The organism is Angustibacter peucedani, from assembly GCF_054779595.1.
Window position 1 is genome coordinate 1 of record NZ_BAAGXY010000004.1, and the last position, 11,471, is coordinate 11,471.

General features: G+C 73.6%; 10 protein-coding genes. 2 read left to right on the forward strand and 8 right to left on the reverse strand.

Annotated elements, in window-relative coordinates:
* A partial coding sequence (locus ACYVJ4_RS01605) for a TIGR03960 family B12-binding radical SAM protein (RefSeq protein ID WP_460458359.1) occupies positions 1 to 1,373 on the reverse strand: 1,373 nt, incomplete at its 3' end.
* 170 nt (positions 1,374 to 1,543) lie between these two features.
* On the opposite strand from ACYVJ4_RS01605, the gene ACYVJ4_RS01610 reads away from it, so the two are divergent.
* Both ACYVJ4_RS01610 and ACYVJ4_RS01615 read left to right on the forward strand, forming a co-directional pair.
* Positions 1,544 to 2,692 (forward strand): acyltransferase family protein, encoded by a 1,149-nt coding sequence (locus tag ACYVJ4_RS01610; protein WP_460458360.1) that lies wholly within the window; start codon positions 1,544 to 1,546, stop codon positions 2,690 to 2,692.
* A 32-nt stretch (positions 2,693 to 2,724) separates the two neighbouring features.
* Entirely contained in the window at positions 2,725 to 3,102 is a 378-nt protein-coding gene (locus ACYVJ4_RS01615; RefSeq protein ID WP_460458361.1) for a YchJ family protein, read from the forward strand.
* A gap of 215 nt (positions 3,103 to 3,317) precedes the next feature.
* Here the strand turns inward: ACYVJ4_RS01615 and ACYVJ4_RS01620 are convergent, their stop codons facing one another.
* From ACYVJ4_RS01620 to ndk, 7 genes are all read right to left on the reverse strand, one after another.
* Complete coding sequence (locus ACYVJ4_RS01620; RefSeq protein WP_460458362.1) at positions 3,318 to 4,727, reverse strand: DEAD/DEAH box helicase; 1,410 nt, start codon at positions 4,725 to 4,727, stop codon at positions 3,318 to 3,320.
* A gap of 272 nt (positions 4,728 to 4,999) precedes the next feature.
* Positions 5,000 to 6,154 carry a rod shape-determining protein RodA gene (gene rodA / locus ACYVJ4_RS01625; RefSeq protein WP_460458363.1) on the reverse strand — a complete coding sequence of 385 codons (1,155 nt, stop codon included), beginning with the start codon at positions 6,152 to 6,154 and terminating at the stop codon, positions 5,000 to 5,002.
* Positions 6,151 to 8,328 carry a penicillin-binding protein 2 gene (gene mrdA / locus ACYVJ4_RS01630; RefSeq protein ID WP_460458364.1) on the reverse strand — a complete coding sequence of 726 codons (2,178 nt, stop codon included), beginning with the start codon at positions 8,326 to 8,328 and terminating at the stop codon, positions 6,151 to 6,153. The genes rodA and mrdA overlap by 4 nt, the downstream gene beginning before the upstream one ends.
* A complete protein-coding gene (gene mreD / locus ACYVJ4_RS01635; protein WP_460458365.1) occupies positions 8,325 to 8,837 on the reverse strand; it encodes a rod shape-determining protein MreD in 513 nt (170 codons plus the stop codon). The genes mrdA and mreD overlap by 4 nt, the downstream gene beginning before the upstream one ends.
* Positions 8,834 to 9,706, reverse strand: a complete 873-nt coding sequence (gene mreC / locus ACYVJ4_RS01640; RefSeq protein ID WP_460458366.1) for a rod shape-determining protein MreC — start codon at positions 9,704 to 9,706, stop codon at positions 8,834 to 8,836. The genes mreD and mreC overlap by 4 nt, the downstream gene beginning before the upstream one ends.
* A 4-nt stretch (positions 9,707 to 9,710) precedes the next feature.
* Positions 9,711 to 10,730 carry a rod shape-determining protein gene (locus ACYVJ4_RS01645; protein ID WP_460458407.1) on the reverse strand — a complete coding sequence of 340 codons (1,020 nt, stop codon included), beginning with the start codon at positions 10,728 to 10,730 and terminating at the stop codon, positions 9,711 to 9,713.
* A gap of 154 nt (positions 10,731 to 10,884) precedes the next feature.
* Positions 10,885 to 11,307 (reverse strand): nucleoside-diphosphate kinase, encoded by a 423-nt coding sequence (ndk, locus tag ACYVJ4_RS01650; RefSeq protein ID WP_460458367.1) that lies wholly within the window; start codon positions 11,305 to 11,307, stop codon positions 10,885 to 10,887.
* Positions 11,308 to 11,471: the final 164 nt, after the last annotated feature.

The window sequence follows — 11,471 nt, forward strand, 5'->3', positions numbered from 1 at the left end:
CCGCCGATGCTCACCGTGCACCGGATGTCGTTCTGCCCGCTGACCTGCCGGCCGGTCTGGATCACGCGCGCCGCCATCTCGGCGATCTGCAGCACGTCCTCGTCGGTCTCGGTGGGCAGGCCGCACATGAAGTAGAGCTTCACCTGGCGCCAGCCGTTGGCGTAGGCGGCCGCGACGGTGCGGATCAGGTCGTCCTCGCTGACCATCTTGTTGATGACCTTGCGCAGCCGCTCGCTGCCGCCCTCGGGCGCGAACGTCAGGCCGCTGCGTCGTCCGCCGCGCGAGAGCTCGTTGGCGAGGTCGATGTTGAACGCGTCGACGCGGGTCGACGGCAGCGACAGCCCGGTGTTGGTGCCCTCGTAGCGGTCGGCCAGGCCCTTGGTGACGTCGGCGATCTCGGAATGGTCGGCGCTCGACAGCGAGAGCAGCCCGACCTCCTCGAAACCCGTCGCAGCCAGGCCCTTCTCGACCATCTCGCCGATGCCCTGCAGGCTGCGTTCGCGCACCGGGCGCGTGATCATGCCGGCCTGGCAGAAGCGGCAGCCGCGCGTGCATCCGCGGAAGATCTCGACGCTCATCCGCTCGTGGACGCTCTCGGCCAGCGGCACCAGCGGCTGCTTGGGGTACGGCCACTCGTCGAGGTCCATCACGGTGTGCTTGCTGACCCGCCACGGCACGCCCGGGCGGTTCGGCGCCACGCGCTTGATCCGGCCGTCGGGCAGGTAGTCGACGTCGTAGAACGCCGGCACGTAGACGCCGCCGGTACGAGCCAGGCGCAGCAGCAGCTCCTCGCGGCCGCCGGGGCTGCCCTCGGCCTTGTGGTCGCGGATCACGTCGGTGATCGTCAGCACGGCCTCCTCGCCGTCGCCGACCACGGCGGCGTCGAGGAAGTCGGCGATCGGCTCGGGGTTGAACGCGGCGTGCCCGCCGGCGAGCACGAGAGGGTCGTCGTCACCGCGGTCGCGCGCGTGCAGCGGCACGCCGGCGAGGTCGAGCGCCGTGAGCAGGTTGGTGTAGCCGAGCTCGGTCGAGAACGACACGCCCAGGACGTCGAACGCGCCGACCGGACGGTGCGCGTCGACGGTGAACTGCGGCACCCCGTGCTCGCGCATCAGGGCCTCGAGGTCCGGCCACACGGCGTAGGTGCGCTCGGCGAGGGCGTCGGGCCGCTCGTTCAGCACCTCGTACAAGATCATCGTGCCCTGGTTGGGCACGCCCACCTCGTAGGCGTCGGGGTACATCAGCGCCCAGCGGACGGCGACGTCGTCCCACTCCTTGACCGTCGAGTTGAGCTCGCCGCCGACGTACTGGATCGGCTTGCTCACGCGCGCGAGCAACGGCTCCAGCGCACCGAACACGGACTCGACCGGCATGACGGAAGACCTTCCAGAGGTGTGGGGGGACGTCCCCGACGCACGGGAGGACCTCCCCAGGATAACGCGGGACGTCGGGGCGGCCGTCGGCGTGCGCGGGCGGGCCCCCGACGTCCCCGGTAGGATCGATTGGTCCGAATTGTCCGGCGGGGGCCACGTAGAGGAGCACGATGCAGGGCCGCGAGACCCCCCGCCCGCACGTCGGCGCCCTGACCGGGCTGCGCGCCGTCGCGGCCGTCTGGGTCGTGCTGTTCCACTACCGCGCCGACGTCCTCGCGCTGGTGCCCGGGCTACGCCCGGTCGCCCCCCTGCTCGACGCCGGCTACCTCGGCGTCGACGTCTTCTTCGTGCTCAGCGGCTTCGTGCTCGCCTACAACTACTCCGACGCGCTGGCCCGCTGGCGGGGGGACCGCACGCGCGCGTTCGTGCGCAACCGGCTCGCCCGCGTGTGGCCCGTCCACGTCGTGACCCTCCACCTCGACCTCGCCCTCGCTGCGGTCGTCGGCACGCTCGGCGTCACGGACGGCGGCCACCGCCGCACGCCGGACGCGTACGTCGCGAACCTGACGATGACCCACCAGTGGTTCACCGACCGGCCGAGCTTCAACGGTCCCGCGTGGTCCATCAGCGCCGAGTGGGCCGCCTACCTCGCCTGCCCCTTGCTGCTGCTGGGGCTGCGGCGCGTGCGCTCGGCGGTCGCGGCGTCGTTCGGTGTGCTCGCGGCGTACGCGGCGATGCTGACCGTCTTCGCGCTGTGGGCGCTGCCCAACGGCAACGTGCCGCACGCGGGCATGCTGCGGCTGGCCACCGATTTCTGCGCCGGGCTGCTGCTGCTGCGGGTCTACCAGGCGCAGCCGCGGTGGGTCGGGCGCTGCACGGTGCCGCTGGCGGTCGCGATCGCGGCGGTCGTGCTGCTGGTGCCCGAGGTGCGCGTCGGGTACTGGCTGGCGCCGGCGCTCGGCGTGCTGGTGCTCTGCGTCGCACTCGACAGCGGACCGCTGGGAAAGCTGCTCGGCTCGTCGACCTTCCGCTACTGGGGCGAGGTGTCGTACAGCCTGTACATGACGCACGTGCTGCTGACGCCGGTGCTGCACCAGGTGCTGGCGCCGTCGTCCGTGAGCGGCTCGGCGTGGTGGCTGCGGGGGCTGGTGCTGCTCGCCTACGCCGGGGCGCTGGCCGGCGTGGCGGTGGCCATGCACCGCTGGGTCGAGGTGCCGGCCCGTCGCAGGCTGCGCGCCCGCCGTCCCGACCCCGCCCCGGCGGACGGCGCTGACGCCGAGGTCACCACTCGTCGCGAGCTGGTCGGCGCCCAGCGCTGACCACCTGGCGCGGGTGCGGGCATGATGCCCGGATGGAGCAGTCGTGCCCGTGCGGGTCGGGCGATCCGTACGACCTGTGCTGCGGCCGGCTGCACCGCGGTGACTCGCACGCCGCCACCGCCGAGCAGCTGATGCGCTCGCGCTACGCGGCCTTCGCCGTCGGCGACGCCGAGTACCTGCTGCGCACGTGGCACCCGACGACAGCGCCGTCGTCCGTCGACCTCGACCCGGCCCAGCGCTGGGTGCGGCTCGACGTCACCGAGGTTAGCGGCGGCGGGTTCCTGGACACCGAGGGCGTGGTGGCGTTCGAGGCGCGCTACCGGCACGACGGCGCGCGGGGCGTGCTGCGCGAGCGCAGCCGGTTCGTGCGGGTCGACGGCCGCTGGACCTACCTCGACGCCGGCGGCTGACCACCCGACCAACATGCGCAACGGCTGCGGCCCGCATCGGCCGAGCACGCGGCCCCCCGCCTGTGCGCTGATGCGCATGTCGGCCGTGCGCCGCCTCGTACCGGCGCCGGTCTGACCACCACGCCGGCTCGGCAGGCAGACAGGGGGATCCGTGCGCGTCAGCGACACCGACCCCCCGCGTCTGCCTGCGCAGACGTCCGGCAGCGCGCGACGGATCAGCGGGCGCTGGGACGACGACGGCGACGGCGACCGCCGCCACCCACGCCGCCACCGGACGCGGTCTGGCCGCTCTGGTTGTTGTGCGTCGCCGCCTGGCCGGCCCCACCGGAGCCGGAGCCGCCGCGGCGACGACCCTGACCCGGGCGCGACGAGCGCGCAGAACCGTTGCGCTGCACCGCACCTCGCGCCGGGGTACCGGCTGCCGCGGGAGCAGCAACCGGCTCGACGTACGCCGCCGCCGGTCCGGCCAGGTCGCGCAGCAGCGCGTCCCCCGGGACGACGGCCGCCTGCTGCGGCTTGATGCCGGCCTGGCGCGTCAGCACCCGGACGTCGCCGTGCTGGTCGGGCGTCATCAGCGTCACGACGACACCGGCAGCGCCGGCCCGCGCCGTCCGGCCGGAGCGGTGCGTGTACGCCTTGTGCTCGGCCGGCGGGTCGACGTGCACGACGAGGTTGACGTCGTCGACGTGGATGCCGCGCGCGGCGATGTCGGTGGCCACGAGCACCCGCACCGAGCCGTCGGCGTACGCCGCGAGGTTCCGCTCGCGCGCGTTCTGCGACAGGTTGCCGTGCAGGTCGACGGCCGGGATGCCCGCGGCGGTCAGCTGGCGCGCCAGCTTCTTCGCTGTGTGCTTGGTGCGCATGAAGAGCAGGCTGCGGCCCTGGCCACCGGCGAGCTCGCGCACGACGGCCGGCTTGTCGGCCTTGTCGACGGCCAGCACGTGGTGCTCCATGGCGACGGTGTCGGCCTTGGCCGGCTCGACCGAGTGCGTCACGGGCTGGTCGAGGTAGCGCTTGACCAGCACGTCGACGCCGTTGTCGAGCGTGGCCGAGAACAGCAGGCGCTGCGTGCCGCGCGGCGTGCGGTCGAGGATGCGCTTCACGCCGGGCAGGAAGCCGAGGTCGGCCATGTGGTCGGCCTCGTCGAGCACCGTGACCTCGATCGCGTCGAGGTGCACGTGGCCCTGGCCGATGAGGTCCTCGAGCCGACCGGGGCACGCGACGAGGACGTCGACGCCCTTGCGCAGCGCGGTCACCTGCGGGTTCTGGCTCACGCCGCCGAAGACGGTCGCGACCGACAGGCCGACCGCCTCCGCCAGCGGCCGCAGCGTGTCCGCGACCTGGTTGGCCAGCTCGCGGGTCGGCAGCAGCACCAGCGCGCGCGGCCGGTTCGGACGGCGGGTGGTGCCGCTCTGCTTGAGCGCCGCGACGGTGGGCAGCGCGAAGGCGACGGTCTTGCCGCTGCCGGTGCGGCCGCGGCCGAGCACGTCACGGCCGGCCAGGGAGTCCGGCAGCGTCGCGGCCTGGATCGGGAAGGGGAAGGTGATGCCGCGGGTCGCCAGCGAGGCGACGAGCGGGGCCGGCACGCCGAGGTCGGCGAAGGACGCCGAGACAGCGGCGGGCACGGCAGAGACGTTCTGGGACAAGGGGGTACAGCCTCTCAAGAGGTACGTGGGCGGCCGCTGATGCATGGCGCCCGCGAGCTCTCGCGGCGTTCCTGGCGCCGTTGAACGGCGCTGCACTCGACCGCGGCCCGGTGGATGACCCACCCGGACCGCCACGCTCATCATCCCACACCCGGACGACGGCCCCGACCACCGGGCCACTTGTGAAGGGTTTCCAACCCCTCACGCGCGTTCGAGGGGTTGGAAACCCTTCACAAGTGTGGTGGCAGAGGTCAGGGCTGGCGGGCGCTCATGCCGAGGCGGACGTTCTGCAGCAAGCCGATCGCGAGCCAGGAGGCGAACATCGACGAGCCGCCGTACGAGACGAAGGGCAGCGGCAGCCCCGTCACCGGCATGATCCCGAGGTTCATCCCGACGTTCTCGAACACCTGGAACGTGAACCAGCACACCACCCCGATGGCCACGAGCCGGCCGAACATCTCCTCCGCCCGGCGCGCCACCACCAGCCCGCGGAAGAGCACGAACGCCTGCAGCGCAAGGAGTCCGGCGGCTCCGACGAAGCCGAGCTCCTCCCCCGCGACGGAGAACACGAAGTCGGTCTGCTGGTACGGCACGAAGCCGCCCTGCGTCTGGACGCCGTGCGTCAGACCCTGCCCCTCGACGCCGCCGGTGCCGATCGCGATGCGCACCTGCCGGGTCTGGTAGCCGATGCCGCGCGGGTCGGCCGTGGGGTCGGCGAAGGCCGTCAGCCGGTCCTTCTGGTACGTGTCGAGGACGTCGGTCGACAACCCCACCCCGACGCCGACCGCACCCACCAGCAGCAGCCCGACCACCCAGCGGGCGGGCGCCCCGCTCACCGTCACGACGCCGACCAGCAGCGCCGCGAGCACCAGCACCGAGCCGAGGTCGGGCTGCAGCAGCACCAGCGCCATGGGCACCGCCGCCACCACGAGCGCCAGCAGGACGTCGACGTGCCGGGGCCGGTCCTCGGCGTCCCGCTTCTCGGCCAGCAGCAGGGCCAGCGCCACCACCAGTGCGACCTTGGCGAACTCCGACGGCTGCACGGAGAAGCCGGCGGGCAGCACGATCCACGAGTGCGAGCCGTTGATGGTCGAGCCCAGCGGCGTGAGCACCGCGAGCAGGCCGAGGATCGACACGACGTAGAGCACCGGCGAGTACGCGCGCAGCCCGCGGTAGTCGACGAGCGCCACCGCACCGCCGAGCAGCACGCCGATCGCGAGGTTCACCAGGTGCTTGGCCAGCAGCGCGTCGCCGACGCTGCGCCGGGTGGCCGACCAGACCAGCACCGCGCCGAGCAGCGACAGCCCGAGCGCCGCGACGAGCAGCCCCCAGTCGAGCCGCACCCACACGCTGCCGTGCTCGCGGGCCCGTCGGGTGCGCGTGTCGAGCAGACCCCAGCCGGTCATCGCCGGCCTCGCGGGTCGGGCAGCCCCTCGGTGGCCGCGACGACGCCCTCGGGCGTGACGATCGTGCCGTCCTGGCGGATCGTCGGCAGCGCGGTCGGCACGCGCCCGTTCGGCAGCGCCGCCGTCCCGCGCACGAGCTTGTCGCCCTTCACCCCGAAGATCGCGGAGTAGATGTCACGCACGATCGGCGCGGACGTCGTCCCGCCCGTGCCGCCCTGGCTGACCACCACGGACACCGCGTACCGCGGGTTCGTGGCCGGCGCGTACGACGAGAACCACGCCGTGGCCTGCTTGCCGTAGACCTCGCCGGTGCCCGTCTTGCCGGCCACCGAGACCGGGAAGCCCGCGAACGCGCCGGCTGCGGTGCCCGACGTGACGACGCCGCGCAGCGCGCTCTGCAGGAACCGCAGCACCTCCGGCCGCAGCGGCACCTTCCCCGCGGCGTGCGGCGTGATCCGCTGCACGACCTTGCCGGACGGCGACACGACCGCCTTGCCGACGTGCGGCGTCCAGAGCGTGCCGCCGTTGGCGATCGCGGCGTAGACGCGCGCCATCTGCAGCGGCGTGACGGTCACGTCGCCCTGCCCGATGGCGAAGTTCGCCTCGTCGCCGGCGCGGAACACGTTGCCGTCGGCGCAGTTCTCCTTGGCCAGCTGGGTGAGGAACCGCGCGCGCGACGGGTCGGTGCGCGCGACCTCCGGGAAACCGGTGCGGGCCTTGCCGCAGTAGTACTTCCGGGTCTCCTCCCAGTAGCTCTGCTTCCACGCGCGGTCGGGGATGCGGCCCGACGAGTCGTCCGGCAGGTCGACGCCGGTGGCCTTGCCGAGCCCGAACGACTGGGCCATCCGCACGAACGGGTCGCTCGCGTCGTCCTTGGCGTCGGAGCCGCCGAGCCGCAGCCAGGTCTTGTACGCGAACTGGTAGAAGATCGTGTCGCACGAGATGACGATCGCCTTGTGCAGGTCGATGACGCCGTACGCCTCCGACTCGTAGTTGTGGAAGGCGCGGTCGCCGACCTGGTACGAGCTCGCGCAGTCGTACCGGCCGTGCAGGTCGAAGCCGTGCTGCACCGCGGCCGGGAGCGACACGACCTTGAACGTGGACGCCGGCGGGAACTGCCCCTGCGTCGCGCGCGACACCAGCGGCGTGCCGGCCTTGGCGCTCGTCAGCCCGGACAGCTCCTTGTCGGTGATGCCGTCGAGCCACACCCGCGGGTCGTACGACGGGTAGCTCGCCATCGCCACGACCTGACCGGTGCGGACGTCGAGCACCACCGCCGCGCCGGAGTCGGCCTTGAGCTTGCCGCGGCCACCGCTGTCCTGCCGCTGCCGCGCGGCCAGGATCCCGTGCGCCAGCGCCTTCTCGGTGGCCGCCTGCACCTTCGCGTCGATGCTCGTGACGAGGTGGTTGCCCGGCACCGGCGGGGTGCTCTGCAGCGTGCCGGTGATCCGGCCGCGGATGTCGACGCCGACGTCGGTGATGCCCGGCTGGCCGCGCAGCGCGGTGTCGTACTGCTTCTCCAGCCCCGCCCGCCCGACCCGGTCGGTGCGCTGCAGCTCGGCCCGGCCGTCGCGCGCCGCCTGCGAGCTCGCCTTGAGCTCGTCGTCCGTCACCGGGCCGAGGTAGCCGAGCAGGTGCGCGGCGTTGACGCCGAGCGGCCGCGGGATGGTGCGCACCGCCTGCAGCTCGGCCGTGACGCCGGGGAAGTCCTCCTGGCGCTCCATGATCTGCAGCCCCACGCGCGGCGAGACGTCCTCGGCCACCGGCACCGGCTGGTAGGGCGCGCCGTTGTAGCAGACCGGCGGCTTGGGGGCGCCCTTCGTGCCGCACAGCTGCGTCCGCCCCCACACGGTCTTGAACGGCAGCCCCAGCGCCGCGGCGAGCCGGCCCACCAGCGCCCGGCCCTCGTCGTCGCTGTCGAGCAGCGTCGTGCGGCTCACCGACACCACCAGCGCCGACCGGTTCGACACCAGCGGGCGGCCGCGGTCGTCGAGCACCAGGCCGCGCACGGCCGGCGTGACGATCTCGCGCTCGCGGTTGGTCGCCGCGGCGGCGCGGTACCCGTCGGCGCCGACCACCTGCACGGTGAAGAGCCGCGCCACCAGCGTCACCATGAGCGACACGACGAAGACGCCGACCACGAGCAGCCGCACGCTGCGCGCCCCGCCGTTCACAGCCGCACCGCCTCGGGCTGGTCGCCCTCGACCACGCGGTCGAGCAGGACGACGAGCGGCACGACCACCAGCGCCCCGAGCGCCGCCCAGCCGACCGAGGCGGCCGCGGTGCCCACGACGGCCCCCAGCCCCCGGCCGCCCACCAGCGCCGCCAGGCCCTGCACCACCGCGAGGGCGCTCGCCGCGACCGCGGCGGCGACCACCGGCACCAGCAGCGACCGCTCGCCCGGCCGGTGCCAGCGTCCCGCGACCAGACCGGCCAGCCCGTAGCCGGTCGCGCCCAGCCCGAGCAGCCCGCTGGCCGGCGGGGTGAGGTCGGCGAGCAGGCCCGCCGACAGCCCGGCGACCGCGCCGGACGTCGGTCCGCCGAGCAGCGCCAGCGCGACGACGACGAGCAAGGTCAGGTCGGGCGTCGCCCCGGGCCACGACCACCGAGCCAGCACGGCGACGTCCAGCACCTGCGCCAGGACGACGAGCCCGGCCGCCAGCACCGTGCGCGCCGGGCTCACGGCGTGGCCCTCGGCACCGGCGGCAGCACCGCGTCGCGCGGGTCGCGACGCGGCGGCTGCACCACCACGCCCACGAGGTCGACGGTCGACGGCGTCACGTACGGCGCGACAGAACCGGTGCGCGACAACGTCCCTGGCGCCGTCCGGACGTCGCGCACCTCCCCCACCGGCACGCCGGGCACGAACGGCGTGCCGTTGGCGCTGCCCAAGGTCACCAGCCGGGCGCCGGTCGCCACGCGGGTCTGCGCGTCCAGCAGCTTCAGGCTCATGGGGTCGTCGCCCCCGCCCGTCGCGACGCCGATCAGCCCGCTCGCCTCGAGCCGCACGCCGACCGAGAACGACGGGTCGGTGACCAGCAGCACGTCGCAGGTCGTCGGTGCGACCCGCACCACCCGGCCGACCAGGCCCTGGCCCGACAGCACGGTCATCTCGGCCCGGATGCCGTCGCGGCTGCCGGCGTCGAGGGTGACCTCGCGCCGGGCGTCCTGCTCGGACGACGCGGCGACGACGCGCGCGGGCACGACCTCGTAGCGGCCGAGCCCGGCGGTGCGCAGCAGGCCGTCGAGCTCCTCGGCCCGGCGGCGGTCGTCCTCGTGCGCGCGGTCGGCGAGCCGCAGGGCGTCGTTCTCGCGGCGCAGGTCGTCGAGCTGGCCGCGGGTGCGACCGGTCAGGCCGTTCGCGGCGTCCTGCAGCGAGCGCCCGACGGTGGACGCGGCGCGCTCGGCCGGGCCGAGCACGGCGGCCGCGATCCCGCGCACGCGGTCGGTGGGGCCGCCGCGGCCGGCGGCGACGTCGAGCAGGAGGAGCAGGACGGTGAGGACGACGAGAGGTGCGAGGACAGCACCCGAGCGGCGGGGCGACCGGCGCACAGCGTCACATGCGCCGCTCGGGCACGAGCACGCGCTGGAGCGCGTCGAAGTCCTCGACGCACCGGCCGGAGCCGAGCGCCACCGACATCAGCGGCTCCTCGGCGACGTGGATCGGCATGCCGGTCTCGTGCCGCAGCCGCTCGTCCAGGCCCTTGAGCGAGGCGCCGCCGCCGGTCAGCACGATGCCCCGGTCCATGATGTCGCCGGACAGCTCGGGCGGGCACTTGTCGAGGGTCGACTTCACGGCGTCGACGATCGCGTTGACGGGCTCCTCGATCGCCTTGCGGATCTCTTCGGCGCCCACGGTGATGGTCTTGGGCAGACCGCTCACCAGGTCGCGGCCGCGGATCTCGGCGGTCGGGTCGTCGCTCAGCGGGAAGGCCGAGCCGATCGTGATCTTGATCTCCTCGGCGGAGCGCTCGCCGAGCATCAGCGAGTACTCCTTCTTGACGTACTGGATGATCGCGTTGTCGAGCTCGTCGCCGCCGACCCGGATCGACTGGGCGGTGACGATGCCGCCGAGGCTGATGACCGCGACCTCGGTGGTGCCGCCGCCGATGTCGACGACCATGTTGCCGGTGGGCTCCTCGATCGGCAGGCCCGCACCGATCGCCGCCGCCATGGGCTCCTCGATGATGTACACCCGCCGGGCGCCCGCGTGGCTCGCGGCGTCCTCGACGGCGCGGCGCTCGACGCCGGTGATGCCGCTCGGCACGCAGATGACGATGCGCGGGCGGGCGAAGCGCGAGCGCTTGTGCACCTTGTGGATGAAGTAGCGCAGCATGCGCTCGGTCGTGTCGGCGTCGCTGATGACGCCGTCCTTCAGCGGGCGGATCGCCTTGATGTAGCCGGGGGTGCGGCCGATCATGCGCTTGGCCTCGAGCCCGACGGCGACCAGCCGGCCGGTGTGCTCGTCGACGGCCACCACGCTGGGCTCGTCGAGCACCACGCCGCGGCCGCGGACGTAGACGAGGGTGTTGGCGGTTCCGAGGTCGACGGCCATGTCTCGGCCGATGAACGACAGGCTGCTCATGAAGGGGGTACCACGACTTCCGGATCGCTGCGGGTCAAGGGTGCGGGCGCCATGCTACGCGGCCCGGACGCTGGTCCGGACCGACCGATCCGTCCGTTTCGCCGTCCGTCTCGCTGGCTGGGCCGCAGACCCGCGGCGCCGGTGCTCAACCCAGGTCGGGGAACCAGATGCCGATCTCGCGCGCCGAGGACTCGGGGCTGTCGGACCCGTGCACGATGTTCTGCTGGACGGCGAGCCCCCAGTCGCGACCGAGGTCGCCGCGGATCGTGCCGGGCAGCGCGGCGGTCGGGTCGGTGGCGCCGGCGAGGGCCCGGAAGCCCTCGATGCAGCGCTCGCCCTCGATGACGACGGCCACGACCGGGCCGGAGCCCATGAACTCGACGAGCGGCTCGTAGAACGGCTTGCCCTCGTGCTCGGCGTAGTGCTGCGCCAGCAGGTCGCGCTCGGCGGTGCGACGGTCGAGGGCGACCAGGGTGTAGCCCTTGGCCTCGATGCGCCGCAGGACCTCACCGGTCAGGCCGCGCCGGACGCCGTCCGGCTTGACGAGGACGAGGCTGCGCTCGGTCATGGGACACCTTCGGGTCGAGGGACGGGAGCTCCGCGGAGCCCGCCCACCCTACCGACGCCCGCCCGACCCTGGCTCTCGCCGGTGATCACGCCGAGCAGGTTCGACGCCGTTGACACGCAGGCACAGATGCCTAACACTGTTCCATAACCCGAACAGTGTTAGGA

Bases quoted from the DNA above. Each gene is read 5' to 3' on its own strand.
- ACYVJ4_RS01610 (WP_460458360.1), top strand. From the start codon at position 1,544: ATGCAGGGCCGCGAGACCCCCCGCCCGCACGTCGGCGCCCTGACCGGG.
- ACYVJ4_RS01615 (WP_460458361.1), top strand. From the start codon at position 2,725: ATGGAGCAGTCGTGCCCGTGCGGGTCGGGCGATCCGTACGACCTGTGC.
- rodA (WP_460458363.1), bottom strand. From the start codon at position 6,154: ATGACCGGCTGGGGTCTGCTCGACACGCGCACCCGACGGGCCCGCGAG.
- ndk (WP_460458367.1), bottom strand. From the start codon at position 11,307: ATGACCGAGCGCAGCCTCGTCCTCGTCAAGCCGGACGGCGTCCGGCGC.